The sequence below is a fragment of the Ferrimicrobium sp. genome (assembly GCF_027364955.1).
GTDB lineage: Bacteria > Actinomycetota > Acidimicrobiia > Acidimicrobiales > Acidimicrobiaceae > Ferrimicrobium.
Window position 1 is genome coordinate 41,025 of the sequence record NZ_DAHXOI010000014.1, and the last position, 22,717, is coordinate 63,741.

Consider the following 22,717-nt stretch of genomic DNA (forward strand, 5'->3'; position numbering starts at 1 on the left):
AGTGTTGGGGGAAAGGGGAGCAATTATGTCACCGGATCTAGGTCCACCAGGTACGTCACCGGAGTTCAAGCGGTCACTGTCGTTGACGGGGGTAACCGTTAATGGGATGGCCCTTATCGCTCCAGGAGCATTTCTGTGGACAACTTTTCAAGAGCAAGCTGCTCAGACCAACCATGGAGCTGCCACCGGGTCCGCGATGTGGACCGGGTTACTCTTCGCATTCGTATTGGCGATGTTCACCGCCTGGAGTTACTCGCAACTTGCCAAGATCTACCCGAATGCGGGCACAGGATCGACGTACTACTTCGCAGAGGCTGCCTTCCTCGACAAGAAATCAGAGCTGCATCGCCGGCTGGCACGTCCGGCCAAACTCGCTTTTGGCTGGATAAGTCATCTGTACTATTGGATCTACCCCGGAATCATGATCGCCTTTATCGCCACCATTGTTGGCTACATCTGGTCCGACCTTGATCATGGAAGCCAACTAGGTTGGCCCGTTCTTTCGTTGATCGCTATCGTATCGTCGGCTTTGGTAGGCTATGTAGCCTATCGTGGCATCACTGGCTCGACCATGGTGGCCCTTGGGATCAACGTGGTGCAGATCGTGACACTGGTCGCCATTAGCGCGATTTTCATCGTCTACCGCATCAGCTACCCCCATGCTGGGTACGTTCAGCCGAATGCTGGAGGGGTGCTACTGCCTCACGATTTTATCAACCTCCTCTATCAGTCAACCATCGCTATTCTGTTGTTGGTTGGTTTCGAGTCCATCACCTCACTTGGGGCAGAGGCCATGAAGCCCGAACGGGATATCCAACGAGGTGTACTGATCGCCCTGGCGATTCAGGGAGGTTTCTGTTACCTGCTTGAGTACTTTTCGAGTGATTTTGTGCTTGGCAAGGCGACCATGGCGGGCGTGCATGGAGCACCGTACGCAGCGGCTGGGAATGACTCTGCGCCGATTGGCACACTGGTGACCAATGTTGTGGATCGACTCTTTGGCGGTGGAGGAGAGGCGGTCGCGCTGGTGGTGGCCTTTACAGTGTTGCTTGCACTTCTCGGCACGACCTTGGCCTGCATGAATACGGCGGTGCGCCTCTCGTACTCCATGGCAAGAGATAAGGAACTCCCATCGTTGCTGGGTATCCTCCATGGCAAGTTCGCCACGCCGGCGGCAGGTGTTTGGATCCTTGCTGGCGTCTCAGCTTTGATCGGGATCTATGGGGTCCACACGGTTGATAACCTCACCCAGATCACGCTGGCCTCGAATATCGGTACCTTCCTGGTCTATGGGATCACCTGCGCGATCACGTTGGTAGCGTTCGCGTCTCGTCACGATAAGCACCTTGTCAAGCACAGGATCGTTCCTGGCCTCGGGCTGTTGATGAATGTTGTCGAGTTAGCCGGTGTGGTCTACCTTGCGATTGCTGGTGGTGGAAGCGGAGCGACCGACGCGATCAAGGCCATCATTATCGTAGGGGTATGGATGGCTGCCGGCTTTCTTTGGGTGCTGGTGAACCCGATGCGCACCCATGCCAAGAGCATCCATGAGGAGCGGCTGCGATCAGCGGTGTAAAGGAGTCGGTCGAATGTGGGGCGGTATCTACCGCCATGGCAGTAGTCGGTCAAGTCACCCGATGGGCGGCTTGACCGACGATAATGATGAGTGACGGAGTATGGTGCCGATGGTGGCGCTTCGGTTGACTCGTTGATGGTCACGAGTTGAGGAGTCGTATGGCTCAGATGTCGGATTGGTCTGGGGAACCGCGTCTGCGGGGCAATGGTCTGTTGCGTGCATCGGGTGCTGGTGCAGGGTTAACTTGGAGCCTGCGATCGGATCGCGGTCTCGTACGTGAGGCGAATGAGGATTATGCCGCTGCAGTGGAGGACCAGGAGATGGTTGGCGGTATCTTGTTTCTCGTGGCGGATGGTCTCGGTGGACACGATGCCGGTGAGGTGGCAAGCCGGCTCGCGGTCGAGACGGCGGTAGCTACTTGGCGCGCGTCATCGGATAAGTCGATCAAGAACCGGCTTCGCAACGCTTTCCGACTCGCGAATCAAGCAGTCCTCGATGAGGCGCTGCGTTGTCGTCACAACGGCATGGCCACCACCCTGACAGCACTGGCCATCTCGTCAGATACCGCCCTTGTGGCACATGTCGGCGACTCACGGTGCTATCTCATCCGAGGACGCAAAGTCGAACAACTTACGAGCGATCATTCCCAGGTAGGAGAGATGATGCGACGGGGGCTGATCTCTCCAGCTGAAGCCGCGAGCCACCCTGCGCGTTCGGTGCTCACACGGTGCCTAGGCAGAGAGCTCGCTATCTCCCCCGATGTCACCCAACGGCAACTGGTCAAAGGAGACGTGTTGGTCCTCTGTTCGGACGGTCTGTGGGATCTCATCTCACCTCAGGAGATGGTTCAGGCGCTCTATGACGAGGTCGGTGATCCGATGGTCCAGGTTGCGAATGTGGTTGAGGAATTGAACAAGTTGGCCATCTATCGTGGGGCACCCGATAACGTAACGATCATGATTATTCGGGTACATGAGCGACAGGGCCCGAGCCAGCTCACCAGTTCATCGAGCCGCTGGTTCAGGAGATCGCCTTGACTGGGCACCAGGCGGGAGATTCGATCGATGGTTTTGTGCTGAAGGAGCCACTTGGTGAAGGTGCGTATGCGACTGTTTGGCTCGCCATCGATCAACGGGGGGACCGGGAAGTGGTGGTGAAGTTCCCGAATCCTGAGCTCTTGGCCGACCCTCAGCTTTATGCGCGATTCACCCGGGAGCGTACCCTGGCCCTCTCGCTTGAGCATCCAAATGTTCAGCGGGCGTTGCCGGTGCCCCAGCATCCGAGTGAACCGTATCTGTTGCATGAGTACCGAGCGGGTCAAACCCTTCGCGAGTGGATGGCCCAACGAGAACGGGTACCGCTCGAGGAGGCGATTGACATTGGTCGCCAGATCGCGCTCGGCCTCGCCTATCTGCATGCACATGGGGTGGTGCATCGCGATCTCAAACCAGAGAATCTGATTATCTCCGCCGATCACTCCGTTGCGATCAGCGACTTTGGCAGCGCGGTGAGCCTTGGGGCGCGCCGGCTTACCTGGAGACACTTTTCGATGGCCCAGGGCACCCCTGATTACATGAGTCCTGAACAGATACGGGGCCAGCGTGGTGATGCCCGTAGTGATCTCTACAGCTGGGGGATCATCCTCTATGAACTGCTTACCGGCGTGGTCCCCTTTGAGGGCGACAGCTGGTTGGTGGTGATGGCCGGGCATCTTCAGGGAGATCCATTGCCGCTTCGAGAACGTGATCCAGGGATCCCTCCCGAGGTCGAAGGAGTAGTGATGCATAGCTTTCGCCGCTACCCAGAACACCGGTATCAGCGCGTCGACGAGCTCCTTCGTGATCTGAACGAACCCGCAACGATCGACTCAGCGGTCTTTGATTTCTCAGTGGAGGCTCCCATGGGAGAGGTACAACCGACGACCACACGAAGTTATCTCCGTCGGGCTGGGCTGGTTGCTGTAGGGTTTGTGAGCGCCATCATTGCGGTGGTCGTGATCGCGCTGGTGGTCAGGTAGAAGAGAGAGGGGATCGTCGTTGAGTCAGAACCTAGGAGTCGGTGGTGATTTCGCCTGGGTGAAGTTGGTCTTCACTGATCTCAGTGGAACGGCCCGTGCAGTGCAGATCCCTGGTGCAACCTTCGATCGAGCGATCAGTGAGGGAGTGCGAGTCGATGGTTCGGCGCTCGAGGGACGCAACCGACTCATCGAGACCGATCTGGTGCTCAAACCAGACCCAACGACCTTGTTGCCGAGCGGGCAGGGTTCGGGTCGCGTCATCTGTGACCTCTTTGACGACGAGGGTAACCCGTGGCCACTTGATCCCCGCCATGCCCTCCGTCAGATGGTGGTCACGACTTCCATCGCCTCAGGTAACTGGGAGGGCGCAGCGGAACTCGAGTGGTACCTCCTACGCCCAGACTTTACACCGGTCGATGGTGAAGGCTATTTTTCGTATGCGCGTGGAGAAGGGGAACGACTGCTTGCCAAGACGGCGGAACAGCTCCTCTCGCTCAATGTTCCCCTCAGCGCTGCCCACCATGAGGCAGGACCAGGTCAGTATGAGGTGAATCTCACCGGCGCGACCCCGCTCGCACTCGCGGATACCTTAATGAGTGCGCGAACCATCATCGCCGATCTGGCGTACGCCGAGGGCCTCATTGCAACTTTTATGGCACGACCACTGAACGAGTTGCCGGGGTCTGGTATGCATATTCACCAGGTGCTACCCGGCGGAGATCCCTCCGATGCGTTGCGGGTTGAGCAGATTATCGGCGGAGTCCTGAATCACGCGAGTGCACTCTGTGCCTTTGGTGCTCCAACCATCAATTCGTACCGGCGTCTGCACCGGGGCGCTGAGGCGCCAAGTCACGCGACGTGGGCCCAGGCGAGCCGGTCGGCCTTGGTGCGGCTGAGCCGTAAGAGCGAAGGGTTCGTCTCGATTGAGTACCGTGGCTCGGACGCATCGGCGAATCCCTATCTGGTAATCGCCGCGCTGCTCGCTGCCGCTGAGATCGGGGTCGCCGGGCAGGCGAAGCTGCCGGCCCCATTGGAGGAGAGCGTCGAAGGTGTTGGCCTCGCCCAGGTCGAGACAGCACCAACGCAGTTACCACGCAGCTTAGAACAGGCGATTCGCGAACTCGCCGCCGATGATCAGCTGGTCGATTGTTTTGACGACCGTCTGATCAACCGCTATAGCGAGGATCTGATGGCCGAGGTGGAGGCGTCGCAGGGATACGTCAGTGACTGGGAGCAACAACGCTATCTCGGTAGCCGCTAGCGTCATGTTTCTGGGGTGTAACAGCTCGGTAAAGCTCTTGGTGTAGTGCGGACATTGCCGTCGAAGAAGGGGTAAGTTACTCGCATGACACCAGCACATGCTCGGCCAGATACGCCAGGGGCGACCTATGAGGTCGGAAGGCGCAATGCCTCTCCGTTGCTGCTCGTGGGGCTCGCGCTGATGTGGATGGTGGCCGGTGCTGTCTGTGGACTCTATCTCCATGCGAGTTGGAGCCTGATCCCAGTGGTGGTCGCAGTTGGGATCGGAGTGCTCTATTTGCGGGCTGCCGCCGGAGCCTATCTGCGCCACGACCGATAGCGAGATAACGATAGCGAGATAACGGTGTCGCTTGACTTGCAGTACAGGTCGTACTTGTGGACTTGGTTCATGCGATGATCCGGGCCGTTCTATCCGCTGGTGCTCTGAGACTTTGGCCAGCTATCCGGTGTGGATAGACGGACCGATGTACCACTTGACGGGCGAAGTAGTCGGGATCGACTGTCGGCGATGAGGTGCCAAGGGACGCTGGCGCTGAGGTGGTTGAGGTGCGCTAGCGTGTCGGGTCCTGGCGACCAACCGGATGCCAGTTCGCCAGCTTCGTAGACAACCGTGTTGTCCGATGACACTGTCTGGGTCGTTTGGTAGTACCGTGAACGTTAGTGCCGGCGAGCCTAGTGCCGGCGAGCCTAGTGCCGGCGAGCCTAGTGCGGGCGATTCTAGCATCATCGCCCGTCAACCATTAGTTGGAGGTAGTGGATAGGGGTGATCACGCAATCGTCGACCCATTGGACACCGTGGCAGTCTGAAGCGCTCTACCCGGGAGCTGGAACCTTAGTTGTCCTGTGCGAAGAGCGCTGAGATCGATCCACCGTCCATACGTGTGGCTACGCCCATGGTATCAGGGGCTTTCAGCGGATGATCACCCAAAATGCTTGCCCCACAAACGTCGTCCCTTGCCGAGGATTCGGCCAGAGATCAACGTGATCTCAGAAGCGTGATTGTTGGATCCATTCGGTGTCGAGGCTATGTCCCTGGTTGACTCGGAGCGGGGCCATGACGAGCACTGATGCCGAGTCGCTTATACGGATGGTGACGTTCTACTTCTGAGCAGGTGCTCTTCGGAATCTCCAGTGTGGGTCCGATGGACATGATTGGTTCGTGCCCGCCTGAGTAGCGAACATTTTGCAGCCGATTGATGCAGCGTGAGGGTTCGGCAGGGTAAGGAGTACCTCACCATAGCGCTCGCTGGGTACCGGCGTACGATGCAAGACGGTGGCCAAACCATGCCCCAACAGTATCGCTATCGCCAAGAAGACACGCAGTGCGATCCATGATCTCTTGGGGTTGTTGGGCGCGAACAGGTGGCGAAAGCCAAGACGCCCGGGACGACGCGAATGAGCGTTACCCGGATCAAGGGCGCCGGAAACGCGAAATGCCAGAAAAGTTTTTGAAATTCACACAAACGTCACTGCACTGTGATATTGTGACGAGATTAGGTGTAGACGTGCGTGAATGCGCATGTTCTCATCAGTATGGCGTGGTCTGATCCTAGGGGAGATCGGATACGTAGTACGAGGTGTGCCAAGAGGGGGGCGTATGGTTGAGAATCCGGCTGAGATTTTGGATTGCACAGGACTGCAGTGCCCGTTGCCCGTGATAAAAACGTCACAGGCCATTAAAAAGCTGCAACCAGGCGAGGTGCTTGAGCTTCTCGCGACTGATCCTGGGGTGGAGCCGGACATGAATGCGTGGACATCCAGGACAGGTAATGAGCTGTTGGGGATCACCAAAGAAGGCGATGTATTTCATGTCCTACTGAAACGTGGCGGCTAAACCTTAGTCCTTTTCAAATTCGGTTATCGGTAGCTTTGAGTGTTTGTGTCGCACGATCAATGAGGGGGGAGTAAAGATGTGGACCGGTGAGTTCGAGGGGAAAGTGCTCTATGTGCAGACGCACGGTGAGGACGATCCTGGTCGTTGTGCTACCCCATTCTTCTTGGCAGCGTCCGCTGCTGCGATGGAGGTGGAGGTGGGGATCTACTTCACGATGTACGGTCCTCAGCTCCTCAAGAAGACGGTAGTTGACAAGATTGGTCCAAAAGGTGATCGAGGCCAACGCCTCTCCTACTTTGTGAAACAGGCAACGGATCTCGGCGTACGTCTTTGGGTCTGTCAGCCCTCACTCGATCTGAATGATCTCGTGATTGAGGATTTGATCGATGGGGTGGAGATGATCGGTGGTGCCGCGTTCAATGATCTTGCCATGAATGCGGATGCGGTGGTGTCGTTCTAATGCCAGCGACGACCCTCGACCCCTACATGAAGAGAGATCATGTAGCCGGTCATATGGATGTCGAGCGCGAGGAGAAGGAGCGGCTCATCGGGCAGGTCATGGCCGATTCACGCTTTGGGGACTACCTCTATGGTTGCTATGAGTGTGGAATCTGCGTGGCCGCCTGTCCTTCTGCGCGTTTCTACGACTTCTCACCACGCAGGATTGCCCAAGCGGCAGCCCGACGTGATATTGACCTGATGTTCCAGCAGATGCAGGAGGACATCTGGGAATGTTCACAGTGTTTTTCTTGTCTGCGATGCCCTAGGGGCAATAACCCAGGGGGGGTCATAACTATTATGCGTGAAGTTGCGGTCAAGGAAGGTCTCCATTCGGCGAAGGATGCTCTCGCTGGGTACTCCCGAATCATTTACAAGATCATGTCGACAGGAACCCAAGTCTCTCCCGACATGCTCCAACCTGATGCATTTCCCGACTGGGGCCCTGAAGTCAAAGATGTCTCAGAGAACCTCGATCTGTGGCGCAGGATGCTCCCTCCTGAGACGATGCACACCACAACGACCGGCTGGAAGGTGGCTGATCGAACGTTGGTAGAGCTCTACGTCATCTGGCTAGAGACTGGGGCATTGGACATGATTGCACAGGTAGATCAAGGAATTCATATGATTCTTGAGGAAATTATGGAAGAGAAGTTAGAGGAGGAGGGGATAGAGATATGAGTGATGGTGCGGTCTCAGTAATTCTTGGTAAGAAAGAGAAGTTTGAACGGGCTCCAGATCGGCGTTCTGAGGATTTTCATGAGCGGCTCTTCGAGTTGGAGGCGGAGGGAGAGCTTGTCGTACAGAGGATTACCGGCGATTTTGTAGAGGTGCCCACGAAGTATGGGGTCATCAAGAAAATTCAGAAGGCAAACCTCTGGCACCACAAGTCGTGTGGCCAATGCGGTCACATTCCCGGCTACTCTACCTCGATCTTTTGGTTGATGCGTAAGCTCGGCTACGACTATATCGACCCGGAAGATCAAACCTCCTGTACCGCATGGAACTACTATGCGTCGGCGACGTCGAACCAGGCGGCGCAGGCAGCAGTAGCGGTGAGGAATTTTGCGGCGGCCTATGAGACGGGGAACTTCCCGCTCATCCATTGTGGGACCTCGTACGGGCACTATAAGGAGGTTCGGGCGGAGCTGCTCCACGATGGGGCGCTCCGTCAGCAGGTGACCAAGGTGCTCCATCGGCTTGGCAAGCAGTTGGTGTTGCCAGAGGAGATCATTCATTATTCGGAGTGGCTCTATGCGGTGCGTGATGAGATCAGTGCTCGGGCGGTACGAGATGTCTCTGGCATCGCGGTAACGGTTCATCCGGCATGTCATTACTACAAACTTGTCGAAGGCGATGCGATCTTCGATCCAGATGTCTATCACGGTCAGCGAACCGCTGCGGTGAGTGGACTTGTTCTAGCGCTGGGTGCTGATCTACGGAGTTACTCCACCTTCTTCGATTGTTGTGGGTTTGGCTTTCGTCATATCCTCGTGCAGCGCGACTTCACCCGCTCCTTTGCAACGTTGAGGAAGATCGAAGTGATGAAGGAGGAGGCCGACCCTGATGTGGTCCTGACGCACGACACCGGTTGCGTGACGGCGCTGGACAAGAGCCAGTTTGCGGCACAGGCTCATGAGCGCAACGTCGGCGTCCCGGTGATGAGTGAGGCCCAATTCGCTGCGCTAGCGATGGGTGCGCACCCGTTCAAAGTGGCGCAGTTGCATTGGCACTCGACCAACTATCGGCCATTGCTGGAGAAGATGGGCATTGACTGGGAGGCGGCTTGGGCTGAGTTTCAAGAGGATGCCAAGCGGCTAAAGAGTGGGGGACAAGAGTTTCTCACCTGGGCAGATGTTGACGCATAGAGAGCGGGCAGGAGAATATGCAAGAACGATTGGTCGTCATAGGTGGTGGTCCAGCGGGGATCTCGGCAGCGATCGCCGCGGCCGAGCTGGGAGCACCAGTGACCGTCATAGAAAAAAATGCGTATCTTGGTGGACGTCCGATTGAGGAGAACTATGCGTCACTGACGCCGTACCTTGAGAGCGCAGAGGAGGTGATGGGCAGGCTCATCGATCAACTGACCTCCTTCGAGAATGTCGAGATTCGCACGAGCTCCAAGGTGGTCGGGGCATCGCGAGATCATGCTCCCTTTGAGCTCGACGTCCTCACGGGTAGTGCGACCTCTAAGATTCAAGCTGGTTCCGTCGTCATCGCCACTGGGTTCACCCATTTTGATCCCGGCCGTGAGACACAGCTCTATGGCTACTACGAGTTCCCCGACGTCATTGCACTCCAGGATCTTGAGGCGATGTTGAAGGAGGGTTCGGTGACGCGACCCTCCAATGGAGAGACTCCGCAACGGATCTGTTTTGTCCAGTGCGTAGGTTCGCGTGATCGACAGATTGGGAACGAGTACTGTTCAAAGGTCTGCTGCGGCGTCGCCTCAAAGGAGGCTACGGAGATCAAGTTGTTGATTCCCTCGGCTGAGGTCTTTATCTTCTACATCGACATGCGCATGTATGGGTATTGGGAAAACCAGATCTACTGGCCTGCCCAAGAAAAGCATCACGTTCAGTATGTGAAGGGAATCATCACTGAGGTGCTCCCCAAGGATGGCAAGCTACTTGTGAGAGGCGAGGATACCACGATGGGCCGCCCAATGGAGGTTCTGATGGATCTTGTCGTGCTCTCCGTCGGCATGGAGGCCTCCCCAGGAACGCGTCAGATGGCAGCACTCCTTGGCGTTAAGCAGAATAAGTACGGGTTCATTGAGGCGGCGCACTCTCCACTTGACACAGTGTCAACGTCGGTAGCTGGGATCTATGCGGTGGGGGCCGCCCTCGGGCCGAGTGATTTAGAAGATTGCGCCTCCAGTGGTGGTTTGGCGGCCGCGAAGGCGGTTCGAGACCTCCATGCCTTGGCCTAGGCGGTACTAGATGATGACCCAGACCCAACTGGCCGATCTCGAGGCCGCACAGGAGTTTTCGACGGCGATTTCATACCAGGTAGCGAAGTCCACCCAAGTGGTATTGGTGGAGAAGTTGACCCAACGCAGGCAGACAGCGGTTGGCCTGATCGATCGGCTGGAAGAGGGTCGAGAGATCCTCTCGCAATTGTGCGGATTGATCTTTGGCGTGCGCCGTCATCGTAGGGAACTCCTTGCCCAAGCGGACCTTGAGGTGCTCATCGAGGGAGTGATACTCGCCAAGAACGGGGAAGACCCGCTCGTGGTCTTTGACACGATTGTTGGGTGTGGTTACGAGGACCAGGGACTTCTGCGAGATTTGGCCTCTGAAGTGCTCCATATCGTCGACCCGTGGGCGCATCCGCTGTGGCGTCGGTGGGTCCTCGATCCGGATCAGGAGACGGGTGCGCTTGCGCTTCTAGTCGAGGATCCAATTGCGTTATACGGGATCGATGATGCCACGACGTACGCGCAGGTACGATTCGCCTTCGATTATCTCAGCCAAACCCTGAGTGCGGCCTCCCTCCTGCCGGTATCGGCCGAACAGAGTCCTTACGGTCTTGATGTCTTCCTTGCCGGCGTCTATGGGGTGTATTCATCCACGGTGATCAAGATGCGTATGACCAAGGAGTTCAACAGCCTCCTTCCTGATCTGGGGGAGTTTATGGGACGTATTCTCGGGGTGAAGGGAGAGGTTGATGCCAATAGGGGGCAATAAGCAACCTGCCGGAGTGTCCGAATTAGACGAAGCGATTGTCACGTCGTCACTCTCTGGAAGAGAGTGGGACGTTTCAGGTTCTTCGTCAAGGATGCTCCATTCGCGGGTACTGACCGACTACAGCGCGGCTGGCTTTGCAAAGATTGCTGCGCTCGAGGGTGGTAACTCTCTCGAATACTGCTTTGGCTGTGGTAAGTGTGTTCCGGTTTGTCCGGTCGACCTGGTATCGGAGTATGGTCCCCGCAAGATTCACCGGGCCGTCCAAACGGGCTTTGATCTTTTCAAATCTGATGAGCTTTGGAAGTGTACCACCTGCGGCAACTGCCTTCGTGTCTGCCCCAAAGAGGTCAACATGATCGAGGTCATGCCGGCCGTACGTGAGGTCGCGATGGTCGAGGGGACCATCCCAGACGAACTCCAACAGGTGATGGAGAAGACGTTCCGTTATGGAAATGCGCTAGGTGAAAATCCGCGTCGACGACACGCCTGGACCAAGGGTGCTGGAGTCGAGGTACGCGTGTTGGCGAATGACCCAAGTCCCGTTGACGTGTTGTTCTATGTGGAGGACTACTGGAGCTATCATCCCAGGGGCCAACAGGCCGCGCAAGCCTTTGCACGCATCATGAGCAGCCTGAATGTCGACTTTGCGATCTTAGGCGCTGAGGAGAAGACGTTGGGTGACTCGCAGCGACTGGCTGGCGAGAAGGGTCTCTTTGAGTCCTTGATGGAGGAGGTGGTCGATGTGCTAGCGAAGTATCAGTTCAATCGCATCGTCACCCCAGATCCACATGGGTTCAATGCGTTGAAGAAGATCTATCCAAAGTATGGACACACCTTCGAGGCCTTTCACTACTCGCAGCTGTTGGCTCCCCTGCTTGACCAGATTGACTTTGCGGGAAGTCTTGATGCCACCGTTACCTTCCATGATCCGTGTTATCTAGGACGGCACAATGGGGAGTATGAGGCCCCGCGCAAGATCATCGAGGCGATACCAGGCGTCAAACTACTCGAGATGGGAAGGTGCCGGGAGAACTCGTACTGCTGTGGCGGAGGAGGAGGTGGCATGTGGCTCGATGGGTTCAATTCCAATCAGCTCTCGGAGCGACTCTCCGAACGACGAGTGAGGGAGGCGGCGGCGACCGGTGCCGACATTCTTGCGGTCGCATGTCCCTATGAGGTATCGAGATTCGAGGATGCGGCAAAGTCGACGGGAAATGAGGGACTACGGGTGATGGATATCGCCGAGATGGTGGATATCGCGATGCGAGGAGAGGATTGGAGGAGTTGATATGCGAATCGTTGTTGCTATGCGGCAGTTGGCGGACCTTGTCGAGGAGCTAGAGGTCAGTGATGACGGAACCGATATCGATCGTGAGTTCGTCAAGTTCATCTCCAATGAGTGGGATGAGGCTGCCCTGGAGGAGGCGCTGACGTTGAAGGATGAGTTGGGGGCGACGGTGACCGTCGTTGCCCTCGATGAACCAGACGTTGACCAAACGCTATATGCGGCGTTGGCCAAGGGGGCTGATCGAGTGGTTAAGTTAACCGGGCATGACCCAGATACCTGGGTACGCTCGCGCGAACGTGCTCAACGTCTTGCCTCCTTCCTCACTGGCGAGTCGTTTGATCTCGTACTCACCGGGGTGCAGGCTGCCGATGACTTAGATGGTCAACTTGCAGGTATCCTTGGGTCATTGCTGGAGCTTCCTCACGCAGCGGTGGTGGTCGGTGTCGAGGGGTCTGACTCCAAGGTCAGGGTGACCCAGGAGCTAGGAGGCGGACTCCTGGGGGTGAGCGAACTCGATCTACCAGCGGTGCTTGGCATCCAGGCGGCGAAGCAGGCGCCAAGGTATGCGCCCATCTCAAGGATTCGCCAGGCGATGCAGACGGGCGAGATCGGTGAGCACGAGGTCGAACTCAGTGATTCGGCAGTCCAGGTCAAGGTTCGTCGGCTCTATCCGCCTGAGTCGACTGGAGCTGGCGCGACCATGCTCAAGGGTTCCCCGAAGGAAGTGGCGGCAGAGATTATTGAGATCATCAAGTCCAAGGGTCTTGTGTAGCCCGGAGGCATGAAAGGAAGTTCCGATGTCGGTTGATGTGTTGGTGATAGCTGAGGCGGTGGCGGGGGAAGTCCTGGATGTCACCTATGAGCTGTTAGGAAAGGGTCGGGAACTCAGCGATGGTTTCTCGGGTGAGCTTGGAGCCGTGCTGATCGGTGAACCATCTCCCCAGGATCTTTTCGGAGCGGCTGATGTGCTCTATTCAATGAGCGGCATGGAGGCCGGTTACTGTGCGCCTCAGTGGGAGATGGCGCTTGGGGAGGTCCTCCGCAGCGCCGATCCGAAGGTGGTTTTGGTCAGCACCGGTACGGTGGGGATCGACTTGGCCGGCGCCCTAGCGACGCAATTTGGTGGTGTACTCGCCTCGTATGTCATCGATGCGGTGATGGAGGAGGGGTCGCTGGTGGTGACCTCGCAGCTCTACGGCGGCAAGTTGTTGTCAGAGGTGGAGATCGACAGCTTTCCAGCTGTGCTCTCGGTCCTCCCCGGGTCATTTGTCTCCGATGCTGGGCGAGTGGCAGGTGAGCCAAGGCGCGAAGTCATTGATGTCGGTGGGTCAGTATCGAGCGCGAAAGGTGTTGCGATTGAGCTTCGCGAGCCCGACAGCAGTGGTGTGGACATCACCGCTGCGCCGCTCCTCGTGTCGGTCGGTCGGGGTATTGGATCGAAGGAGAATGTCGAACTGGTGGCAGAGTTGGCTGAAGCGATGAAGGCACCACTCTCCGCCTCGAGGCCGGTGATTGACCAGGGTTGGTTGCCAAAGCCGCATCAGGTCGGTAAGTCAGGCAAGAAGGTCAAGCCGACGGTCTATCTCGCCTTCGGCATCTCAGGGGCGCCCGAACACCTTGAGGGGATGCGTAGTGCCGATGTGATCATCGCCTGCAACACCGACGCAAAAGCACCGATCTTTGAGGTTGCCCACTACGGCACTACGTTGGATCTCTTCGACCTCGTTCCGGAATTGACTGATCAAGTCGGAGGCTGAGGGTGCTTGTTGGGGTCATAGAGACGAGGAAGATCTTCGGGGGGGAGACCGAGACGGCGAAGATGGTGTTCTATCTTCTTGCCGTTATCGTCCTAGCGATCTTCTTTACCGGCTTCTTTAAGCGAGTCATCGAGTATAACCACGGAAGACGCTCAGCCGCATTCTCCTGGTTGCGAAAACGTGATGCCAGCGACATCCCGGAGGTGTCAGAGCGCCCGAAGTTTGCGAGTTCCTTGGTGACGATCGCGGCCAACAAGACGGTCACCAAGTCCAAAAAAAAGGTTGGAGTGAGCCATCTCCTGCTCTTTTGGGGATTCATTGGGCTCTTTCTCGCGACCTCGATTCTTAGCCTCGACTATGACATCCTTGGCAATGCTTCACGCTTCATCACCGGACATACCTACAGCTTCTTTCAGGGTCCGTTCTATCTAGGCTACAATGCGGTCTTTGACCTGGCTGGGCTGGCGGCGCTGGTGGGAACCATTCTGCTGGCCTATCGGCGCTGGTTTTCGCGCGAGATTGCGCTCGACTACACGCGGGCACAACGTCCAGAGGGGGGGTACTCCAGGGCCAAGATCGTGCTTGGTGATCAGGTCTTTGTTGTGGGTCTCCTTCTGATCCTTATCACGGGGATCCTGATTCAGGGACTGCGCATTGATGGCGAGGGGTTTCCGAGTTTCGAGCGCTGGACGTGGCTCGGTTATCTCGTTGGTAAGGGGCTGGTCTCGCTCGGTGTCGGCTCGGCCGGTGCTCGAGCGATTCATGCCTGGCTGTGGTGGGTTCATGTCGGCATGGCTCTTGCATTTGTTGCCTATATTCCGTGGTCAAAGGCGTGGCATATGTTGGCATCCCCGACCAATCTCGCCGTCAGGGATCTCGCAACGACGAGGCGGATTCCCACTCCACCAGAGGGTAAGACTGGCTATGACTCTATCGATGACTTTACCCCGCGAGAGCTATTGGGCTTTGATTCGTGCACCAAGTGCGGACGCTGTCACGCTGTCTGTCCTGCGCGAACGGCTGGTGCCCCACTCTCACCCCGTGACTTTATTCTGGACCTGCGCCAGTGGGTAGACCGCAGTCGGCACGTCCCTCTTCTCCTCGATACCGAAACTCGCCCCGTGGCGTCGGGACCGCTGCTGACTGATGGAGCACTCGCAGGTGATGTGATCGTGGACAAAACACTCTGGTCATGTACCACGTGTATGGCTTGTGTCGAGATCTGCCCAGTTGGTATCGAACACGTGCCAACCATCGTACAACTCAGACGCTCATTGGTTGATCGAGGAGAGATGGAGCCCACCCTCCAGTCGGCGTTGCAAAATATTGCAACGCAGGGTAACTCCTTTGGTAAGAGTGCCCGCATGCGCGCGCGCTGGACCAAGGGATTGGACTTTCCTATTGTCGATGCACGTAAGGAGCATGTGGAGTATCTGTGGTTCTTGGGCGATTTTGCCTCCTTTGATGAGCGCCTGATGAGTATCTCGCAGACGCTCGCCAAAGTGCTCAACGCCAGTGGGGTCTCGTTTGGGATTCTCTTCGATGATGAGCGTAACGCCGGCAACGATGTACGTCGGGTAGGCGAGGAAGGTCTCTTTGAGATGCTCGTTGAACAGAATATGGCGGCCTTCTCCAAGGCTTCGTTTGATAAGATCTTTACGACGGATCCTCATACGTTCAACACACTTCGCAATGAGTATCCGTCCTTTGGGCTCGACAAACCGGTACTGCACTACTCTGAGTTACTCGCCATCCTCATGTTCACCGAGGAGGTTGCTCCGCGCAGCTTAGGACGCAGGGTGACCTATCACGATCCCTGTTATCTGGGTCGGTACAATCGGATTTTTGACACACCGAGGGCGGTGATCGCTGGACTGGGCTGTGAACTCGTTGAGATGCCACGACATGGAGCAAACTCCTTCTGTTGTGGAGCCGGCGGTGGAAGAATCTGGATGGACGACTCCTATCTGGAGGAACGGCCGTCGGTGAACCGAATCAAGGAGGCGCAAGGCCTTGGGGTTGACTACTTCGTCGTAGCCTGCCCAAAGGATTACGCGATGTTCTCTGATGCGGTCAAGACGGTAGGGATTGAGGACTCCCTGAAGGTGATCGACATCGTTGAACTCTTCGCCGAGGCAACCGAGGCGACCGAACTGGTCGACGTCTGATGGAGTGCCCGACCTGTGACGCCGCAAATCTCGGATACGAGAGTCTGCATCGGCATCTGATTGCGCGTCATCCAGATCTTATTGCCATCGTGGCAAAAGGAAGTCGGCCCTCGTACCGGGTCAACTGTCCACTCTGTGAGGAGGCCTATGTCCAAGCGATCAAGCGTGGGCATCCCGAGGATGGTTTTATTGAGGAGTACGAAGCAGATATCAGGTTGGTGGGGATGGATATCCTCGTGCAACATCTGATTGGCGAACATCCCAGTGAAGTTGGTTATCATCGAGAAGAGGAGAGAGATGAGTAAAGAAAACGGATGCGAGCTTCCAGAGGATCTGTACTATCTGATCGAGAAGCATGTCTGGGCACGCCCCGATGGTGATGAGGTGGTGATTGGACTCACCGATGTGGCGCAGAATCTTGCGAAGACGATTATCTCAGTCTCACTGAAGGCTGCGGGTAAACCAGTGAAGAAGGGTCGCAGTCTCGCCACTGTCGAGAGTGGAAAGTGGGTTGGCCCCGTGCCCTGTCCAGTGGAGGGTGAGGTGCTCGCGGTCAATGAACGCTTGGTAGGGACTCCTGGACTCTTGAACTCGGATCCTTATGGCGAGGGTTGGGTAGCGAGAGTAGCGCCGAGCAATTGGGAGAGCGACCTCGCTGAACTTGCGACGGGCATGGAGGGGGTACAACAATATAAGGCGTTCCTCGATGACCAAGGAATTGTGTGTAGCGACGGCTAGCGATGGAGACGTGGGCCGGGTGCGCTTTCCCTACTGATCGATACTATGACCTCGATGCTGATGTCTGGGTGAAGGTCGAGGGAGGACTAGCGCGCGTGGGGATGACTGACGTTGCCCAGACTCGAATGGGTAGGTTGGTGCAGTTGAGTTGGAAGCCGGTGGGACGGAACGTGGCGCGTGGGCGCCCACTGACGGTATTGGAAAGTGCAAAGTGGGTGGGCCCCTTGATCTCACCGTTGACCGGAGTGATCCGGGAGAACAATCGGATCGCCTTTGACGCCGATGTCGCAGTTGCTAACAGAGACCCCTATGAGGTTGGCTGGCTGTACCTTATCGAGTACTCCAATGATCAGGAGTTGGAAGGGTTGGCGGATGGCCCGAAGGCGTTCGATCACTATCGCGAGGTGATCGAACGGGAAGGAATTCAGTGCTTTCGATGTGCTGAGTAGAAAGGAAGAGGGGGGATAACTGTGTCAAATGATGAGTCCAAGAAGATGGCGATGATCTGCTGGAGCAATGACCTGGATCGGGTGTGGCCGGTGTTAATACTGGCGACGACGGCTGCGGCCTCGGGACTCGAGGTGGATGTGTTTTTCACCTTCTGGGGCCTGCGGGTGCTCCAGAAGAACAGCATCAGAGTGACGGGCAGCAACTGGATGCAAAAGGCGGAGTCGCTCGTGGATGCGGGCGGGACCGATCGGCTGCGGTTGGGCAAGATCAACTTTGCTGGTGTCGGTACCAAGATGATCAAGACTCTCGCAACCGACCACAAGGTCGCTTCGCCAACGGAGCTACTTGAGATGGCACTCGATCTTGAGGTTCGATTGCACCCATGCCAGATGACCATGGATCTTTACGGGCTGAGCAAGGATGATTTCATCGACGGAATTCAACCCCCGATCGGTGCGGCAAGTTTTATTAACATGGCGGCTGAGGCTGATATCAGTATGTTCATATGAGGCAGAAATTGACCCCGTCGTGTTGATCTATGCGGATGCTAGCGATGCTGTCGCTCGAGCGAGTGTCGAGCGTGCTGCGCGACAGAGCAATATCGAGCTAACATCAGACCCTGGCATTGCAGAGGTTCTCCTTCTTCCATTGTCGGAGGAGGCCGATCTGGTGAGCATCACCGAGGTACGTTCACAGAACCCGCGTGCAACCCTTATCGCACATACCATGGTCCAGAAGCAGGATCTTTGGGCAGCTGCCGAACGAGCTGGAGCAGACAGAATCGAGAACTCTGGTGGACTGGGAGTCTTACTCCGGCGGCTGGTGAAGGAGTTTGAGTCGGGTTCTCAACGTCCGCGGATGGTCCCGTTATGCTCGGTCGGAGATGTAGCGGGTCGTCTGGGAATCCTCGCCTGCGTCCAACACGAGCTCGGTGAGTTGATTCTGATCAAGGACCAGGGCAAGCCGGTCTGTTTGGTGGGACCGTGTCCTCACGCTGCCGGCTCCTTGGCGAGTGCGTTGATCGAGGATGGGGTCATGACCTGCCCGGAACACGGGAGCCAGTTTTCCATCGACACAGGGGAGCGAACGAGAGGGCCAGCCGATGAGGGGCTCCAGCAGTTGCGCGTAGTGGAGGAGGATGGGAAGTACTGGGTCGTCGCAGCACCTGGCGTCTAGCTTTGTGTGCCGTGGAGAACGGACCTAGGCGAGTCGAGCTACCTTGGCTGTGGGCAATGGCTCCTCATCGGTGGCGATGAGTCGCTGTTTTCGGTCGATCTCGTCATGCATCACCTCTCGGAGTGTCGTGATCGCGGTGAGGATCTGTGGATGGGAGAGAGAGTAGGTCACGGAGGTGCCGTCTCGGGTCGCGTTGACGAGGCCACGATCCCTGAGGACGGTCAGATGCTGGGAGATGTTGGTCTGTGGTGAACCTATCTCCTCCACGAGGTTCGAAACGGTGCGCGGTCGCTCCCCGAGGAGGGTGAGGATCAGAAGCCGCTTGGGATCATTCAGCGCCTTGCACATGATCGAAACAAGGAGTTCGTACTCGTCTTTCAGTTCCTCTTTGCTAGTCATAAAACTAGGCTAGCTGCATTCGGGTATTCACGATGCCCTTTGAAGTGGTCTCGGGATTATGGGTCAGCTTTTCCGACGTAATGGGCACCCTGGTGAGTCGCCCAAGCCAAGCAAAGGGGTGATCATCTGGTCGATTGCTTAGAGGGCTATCTATCCATCTCCGTCGTTAGAGCAGTGCTGGCAAGCGATGTTAGCGCGTCAGCTCTGTCATGATTCTCTCGAGTGGTTGCTTGAGGTCATCCGATGAGATACCAGGTGCATCCTCAATGATTTCGTTATAGAGGTGGTTCCATCTGTCACCGAGGAGTAGGTCAAGCTGTTCCCCGATGATCGCGGTTGCCAGTTTGAGGGGTGCATCAAGAGGATAGACCGTGAAGTCACCCTCCAGTGATGCATCGAGAATCTCTCGTCCGTCGAGGAACAGCACCCATCTGATGAGACCTCCAGCAGCCTTATAGACAGCGTGGTGCATCGTGACATCGTTTTTGATGGTGAGCCCGGCGATTCGGCGACCTCCACCACCATTGGTCCAGTTCTCATCCGACATCGTCCGTTCGGTGGCGATGAGCTGGGTATGCTCATCCACCGTTAGGTACTCGGTCGGCAGGATCGGGCGCTCGAGGAGATTCGATACCTTTGTCAGGTAGGTCTCAAGTACTCGTTCTGGTTCTGGGGGGAGTTCGAGCTCGCGGGTGATGCATGTGACGTACTCTTGGAGGTTTTGGTAGAGCTTGTCGCGCATCTTTTCGGTATCAACGTGCAGGACAGAGGCCATAGTGTTGAGATCGATGTCGAACATGAAGCTCGAGACCAGCACCTCAGCGTTGCCGATACGAGCAGCACCGCAGCCGCCAATCTTATGACCGTTGACTTGGATGTCGTTAATGGGACGCATCTGCGCTGGGATACCAAGCTCTTGGTACGTTGCAACAATTGGTTCAATGAAGAGTTGGTAGCGCGCCTCAATCGAGCGCGGGAGTGAGTTCGGTGAGAAAATCCATTGCACAAAGACTTGGTTCGCATCTAAGTAGACGGCTCCGCCTCCGACTTGGCGCCGAATCACTTCGAGCCCGAGGTCGGCAACTCTTGTGAGATCGAGTTCGTGTTGTGCATCCTGATGATAGCCAATACAGATGTAGGGTTTAGCTGGTTGGACGAGGCAGATCGTGTCGGGCGTATCTGGTGTATAGGCCTCCGCAATCGCATGGTAGATAGCTTGTGAGTGAAGTGGGGAGACTGAAAACGCGCGAATGATGCGAATTGGAGTAGTATCAATCATCGATAGAAGTCTAGTGACAAATTCGTCATCGAAGCCCGCGATATTGTGCCGCACAGTCTCGACTGTTTAGTATTCTGCTGGGTGCTCATTGTGATAACTACAGCCACGGTTCTAGGGCCGATGCACAGGGTTCCTCCAATTCAGCAGGATTGCTGGAATCGAGGGACCCCTATGGTATGCAAGAATACTTGTGGGTGGGTTATGGCCCTATTATGAAGGAACTGGTTCCGACAGATTAGGTAGATGATCCATCAGCATATGAGTGCTTGGAATGCCAAAGCTTGGTGGGCGTCCTCCAGTGCGGAAGTACATCTCTTTGAAGGCGAGTTTCATCCCATACGAGGCATGACCAAGGTTGAAGACGCTCGTCTTTCCTCCGAACCACACGTTGGAGTAGATGTAGAAACCCTTGTGATCGCCGGTGTCACCGAAGCAAAGGATCTCCGGACGGTACTCCTTTCCTGGTTTTGGAGCTTTTGGTCCACCCACTTCGATAGCGATCTGGCGTGCTACGATCTCCGCTTGCTGGTGGCCGATACTTCCGAGTTTTGGCACGGTAATGGCTGCAGCATCACCTATCGCAAAGATCTCAGGGTGGAGCGGATTACGCATCCACTTGTCGGTATGGACAAAGCCAAGCTCATCGGTTATAGGGAGTTCTCGGAGGAATTCGTGAGGTATCCAGTCGGGGATAACGATTTTGATTTCAGCCTCTACGCTGGTCCCGTTCGTAAATTCGATGCCATCGGCTGTTATCTCTTGAATGTCTTTGGTCTGGTTCACATACCCCATGCCCATGTCACTGGCCATCTTGAGGAACGGCCGAACGATCGGAGCGCCGGCATCGTCTGCGATCATCTCACCGGGAGTAAATAGGGTAATTTTGTGACCATCGCCAAGTTTCTTCTCATCCAACCAGTTTGCCATGGTGAGGGCGAGCTCGAGTGGTGGACCCTCGCATGCCGCTTCAGCTGTGGGTAGCCAGTCTGGCCTGTTCTCCTGACCCTGATGGAAGCGGGCTGAGCCAATCGCAATTGGTCCGCCCTTGTAGTTATTGAGCTTGCGACGCAGTTTATTGCCATAATAGGTACTCGATACTGTATCGCCAAACTCACCGAATCCGGCGATCTTGTCGTAGGCTAAGCGGCTTCCTAGCGCTATTACTAGGTAGTCGTACGCGACGGTTTCGGTCGCTGATCCAAGACGATCGTTCGGCACGACGTGGACAACCTTGGCATCGGGATCGATGGCGGTCACTTCGGCATTTAAGAAGACGTTGCCATCCTTGGAGTGGATCTTCGGTGTGTCCATCAACATGCTATCGAGTGGATCTCGATCCGCAAATACCTCCATTTGGATGTTGGGTACAAAAGTCAAGTAGGGATTCCGGTCGATGACGACGAGATCGACGGATTCACCGGCATGGTGACGCAGAAAACGTGCGGCCGTCAAGCCTGCAAAACTGCTACCGAGCACCACGACTGTTGGTTTGGCATGATTCATCTTCGGGGCCTCCCTCGATATGGTCCTACCGCACACCGACGGACCATTAGGGCAATACCACTGCTCTCCACCAAGCATAGTTGGGTTCAAGATTCGTCACGTGTCCGTCTCGTTACGATGGATTAGTTTTACCAAACCTCTGGGTAGAAATATGCTTCAGCTGTTGGCGTCTGGGACTTGTGTCTAGTGGTACGGTGAGTTGTTGCCTGGTCTAAGCAACGTGGTTTCGCGATCGGGTAGAGGTGCTAGGAGCGGTGGCAATGGCGAGGTCTGCTCAGTAGCTTCCCTTGCTCTGTTCGGATGCTTGCTAGTATCCCTATTCAGTATTGCCTCGCGGCAGGGGAATTTGCCTCTTCGTCCCCAGCTAACCCAGTTGGTATCCGCTCTGGGAGGGGATTAGTGATGCAGGATAAAGTAGCTCAATAGGGGAGTCGCGAGGAATCGGGCAAGATCACCGGGCGCCCGATCCTCTATAGATCCAACTCCGCAAGCTGCCCCGACGCGCGTGTTTGCAGTTGAGTAAGCACTCGAAATTGGTAGTTTCTCGCAGCGACGTGTTTGCAGAGAGGGTGCTCTCACCACGATGTCTACCTTGGGTGGATTTCACAGAATATCGTACAAGAGTTCATTTGCGAGCCGGAGCGAGAGCCGATCGGGTACGGCATGAGGGGTTTCCTTAACGGCCCGTATAATCTGTGCCAATAGTGCCGACTAAGCAAAGCACCCCAGCGGCTACCTTAAGGGGTCTCGATCGAACCCTCGGGCTTGTGATCAAAGAGGTTGAGGCCACCTCGCTCTGGGTCTCGCACGCCGGGGATAAAGACCATCAAACCCACGGTGGCGGCGAGCGCCCCAAAGACCACGATGCTCACCTGGGTGCCCCATAAGCTTGCGGCAACCCCCGCAGCCAAAAAACCAAGTGGCGCGAGGGCAAAGGACAAAACGGCGTCGACCGAGAACGCTCGTCCGAGCATGCCCGGCTCGATGAGGGTCTGCATGAGCGGGGACCACAGTTAGCGATTTCATGGTAGTCCATTCCATCGCCTCGCAAGACCGCTAAGCGGCTTGCTCCGGGGCACCTGCAA

Annotated in this window: 24 protein-coding genes; 20 read left to right on the forward strand and 4 right to left on the reverse strand. The window is 56.4% G+C overall.

Annotated elements, in window-relative coordinates; genetic code table 11:
• Positions 1-25 precede the first annotated feature (25 nt).
• From M7Q83_RS09860 to M7Q83_RS09955, 20 genes are all read left to right on the forward strand, one after another.
• Positions 26-1,576, forward strand: a complete 1,551-nt coding sequence (locus M7Q83_RS09860) for an APC family permease (RefSeq protein ID WP_298338073.1) — start codon at positions 26-28, stop codon at positions 1,574-1,576.
• Positions 1,577-1,734: 158 nt separating this feature from the next.
• Positions 1,735-2,613: a PP2C family serine/threonine-protein phosphatase gene (locus M7Q83_RS09865; RefSeq protein ID WP_298338074.1), complete on the forward strand. Its 879-nt coding sequence runs from the start codon at positions 1,735-1,737 to the stop codon at positions 2,611-2,613.
• Positions 2,610-3,593: a serine/threonine-protein kinase gene (locus M7Q83_RS09870; RefSeq protein WP_298338076.1), complete on the forward strand. Its 984-nt coding sequence runs from the start codon at positions 2,610-2,612 to the stop codon at positions 3,591-3,593. The genes M7Q83_RS09865 and M7Q83_RS09870 overlap by 4 nt, the downstream gene beginning before the upstream one ends.
• A 19-nt stretch (positions 3,594-3,612) precedes the next feature.
• Complete coding sequence (locus M7Q83_RS09875; protein WP_298338078.1) at positions 3,613-4,854, forward strand: glutamine synthetase family protein; 1,242 nt, start codon at positions 3,613-3,615, stop codon at positions 4,852-4,854.
• Between the two features lie 84 nt (positions 4,855-4,938).
• Positions 4,939-5,172: a hypothetical protein gene (locus tag M7Q83_RS09880; protein WP_298338080.1), complete on the forward strand. Its 234-nt coding sequence runs from the start codon at positions 4,939-4,941 to the stop codon at positions 5,170-5,172.
• Between the two features lie 1,278 nt (positions 5,173-6,450).
• The gene (locus M7Q83_RS09885; protein WP_298338082.1) at positions 6,451-6,687 is read left to right on the forward strand and encodes a sulfurtransferase TusA family protein; all 237 of its coding nucleotides are present in this window, start codon (positions 6,451-6,453) and stop codon (positions 6,685-6,687) included.
• 76 nt (positions 6,688-6,763) lie between these two features.
• Positions 6,764-7,147 carry a DsrE/DsrF/DrsH-like family protein gene (locus M7Q83_RS09890; RefSeq protein ID WP_298338084.1) on the forward strand — a complete coding sequence of 128 codons (384 nt, stop codon included), beginning with the start codon at positions 6,764-6,766 and terminating at the stop codon, positions 7,145-7,147.
• Positions 7,147-7,866, forward strand: a complete 720-nt coding sequence (locus M7Q83_RS09895; RefSeq protein WP_298338086.1) for a 4Fe-4S dicluster domain-containing protein — start codon at positions 7,147-7,149, stop codon at positions 7,864-7,866. The genes M7Q83_RS09890 and M7Q83_RS09895 overlap by 1 nt, the downstream gene beginning before the upstream one ends.
• The gene (locus M7Q83_RS09900) at positions 7,863-9,053 is read left to right on the forward strand and encodes a heterodisulfide reductase-related iron-sulfur binding cluster (RefSeq protein WP_298338088.1); all 1,191 of its coding nucleotides are present in this window, start codon (positions 7,863-7,865) and stop codon (positions 9,051-9,053) included. The genes M7Q83_RS09895 and M7Q83_RS09900 overlap by 4 nt, the downstream gene beginning before the upstream one ends.
• Before the next feature lie 17 nt (positions 9,054-9,070).
• Positions 9,071-10,117, forward strand: a complete 1,047-nt coding sequence (locus tag M7Q83_RS09905; protein ID WP_298338090.1) for an FAD-dependent oxidoreductase — start codon at positions 9,071-9,073, stop codon at positions 10,115-10,117.
• 10 nt (positions 10,118-10,127) lie between these two features.
• Positions 10,128-10,874 (forward strand): hypothetical protein, encoded by a 747-nt coding sequence (locus M7Q83_RS09910; protein WP_298338092.1) that lies wholly within the window; start codon positions 10,128-10,130, stop codon positions 10,872-10,874.
• On the forward strand, positions 10,855-12,162 hold the full coding sequence (locus M7Q83_RS09915; protein WP_298338094.1) for a (Fe-S)-binding protein: 1,308 nt from the start codon (positions 10,855-10,857) through the stop codon (positions 12,160-12,162). Before M7Q83_RS09910 ends, M7Q83_RS09915 begins: the two co-directional genes overlap by 20 nt.
• A gap of 1 nt (position 12,163) precedes the next feature.
• Entirely contained in the window at positions 12,164-12,934 is a 771-nt protein-coding gene (locus M7Q83_RS09920; RefSeq protein WP_298338096.1) for an electron transfer flavoprotein subunit beta/FixA family protein, read from the forward strand.
• A 25-nt stretch (positions 12,935-12,959) separates the two neighbouring features.
• Positions 12,960-13,919, forward strand: coding sequence for an electron transfer flavoprotein subunit alpha/FixB family protein (locus tag M7Q83_RS09925; protein ID WP_298338098.1), 960 nt, complete (start codon positions 12,960-12,962; stop codon positions 13,917-13,919).
• Between the two features lie 2 nt (positions 13,920-13,921).
• A complete protein-coding gene (locus M7Q83_RS09930; RefSeq protein WP_298338100.1) occupies positions 13,922-16,087 on the forward strand; it encodes a (Fe-S)-binding protein in 2,166 nt (721 codons plus the stop codon).
• Positions 16,087-16,392, forward strand: coding sequence for a hypothetical protein (locus tag M7Q83_RS09935; RefSeq protein WP_298212603.1), 306 nt, complete (start codon positions 16,087-16,089; stop codon positions 16,390-16,392). Before M7Q83_RS09930 ends, M7Q83_RS09935 begins: the two co-directional genes overlap by 1 nt.
• Positions 16,385-16,825 (forward strand): glycine cleavage system protein GcvH, encoded by a 441-nt coding sequence (gene gcvH / locus M7Q83_RS09940; protein ID WP_298338103.1) that lies wholly within the window; start codon positions 16,385-16,387, stop codon positions 16,823-16,825. The genes M7Q83_RS09935 and gcvH overlap by 8 nt, the downstream gene beginning before the upstream one ends.
• Before the next feature lie 2 nt (positions 16,826-16,827).
• Positions 16,828-17,274: a glycine cleavage system protein H gene (locus M7Q83_RS09945; protein WP_298338105.1), complete on the forward strand. Its 447-nt coding sequence runs from the start codon at positions 16,828-16,830 to the stop codon at positions 17,272-17,274.
• Positions 17,275-17,295: 21 nt separating this feature from the next.
• On the forward strand, positions 17,296-17,784 hold the full coding sequence (locus M7Q83_RS09950; protein ID WP_298338107.1) for a DsrE/DsrF/DrsH-like family protein: 489 nt from the start codon (positions 17,296-17,298) through the stop codon (positions 17,782-17,784).
• A 19-nt stretch (positions 17,785-17,803) separates the two neighbouring features.
• Positions 17,804-18,451 (forward strand): Rieske (2Fe-2S) protein, encoded by a 648-nt coding sequence (locus tag M7Q83_RS09955; RefSeq protein ID WP_298338109.1) that lies wholly within the window; start codon positions 17,804-17,806, stop codon positions 18,449-18,451.
• Positions 18,452-18,475: 24 nt separating this feature from the next.
• Here M7Q83_RS09955 and M7Q83_RS09960 read toward each other — a convergent pair whose 3' ends face one another.
• The 4 genes from M7Q83_RS09960 to M7Q83_RS09975 all read right to left on the reverse strand — a co-directional run bounded on the left by M7Q83_RS09960 (position 18,476) and on the right by M7Q83_RS09975 (position 22,630).
• A complete protein-coding gene (locus tag M7Q83_RS09960) occupies positions 18,476-18,850 on the reverse strand; it encodes a metalloregulator ArsR/SmtB family transcription factor (RefSeq protein ID WP_298212593.1) in 375 nt (124 codons plus the stop codon).
• Positions 18,851-19,040: 190 nt separating this feature from the next.
• A complete protein-coding gene (locus tag M7Q83_RS09965) occupies positions 19,041-20,129 on the reverse strand; it encodes a biotin/lipoate A/B protein ligase family protein (protein WP_298338111.1) in 1,089 nt (362 codons plus the stop codon).
• A 210-nt stretch (positions 20,130-20,339) separates the two neighbouring features.
• Complete coding sequence (locus tag M7Q83_RS09970; RefSeq protein WP_298338113.1) at positions 20,340-21,632, reverse strand: FAD-dependent oxidoreductase; 1,293 nt, start codon at positions 21,630-21,632, stop codon at positions 20,340-20,342.
• A 737-nt stretch (positions 21,633-22,369) separates the two neighbouring features.
• Positions 22,370-22,630 carry a hypothetical protein gene (locus M7Q83_RS09975; RefSeq protein WP_298338115.1) on the reverse strand — a complete coding sequence of 87 codons (261 nt, stop codon included), beginning with the start codon at positions 22,628-22,630 and terminating at the stop codon, positions 22,370-22,372.
• Positions 22,631-22,717: the final 87 nt, after the last annotated feature.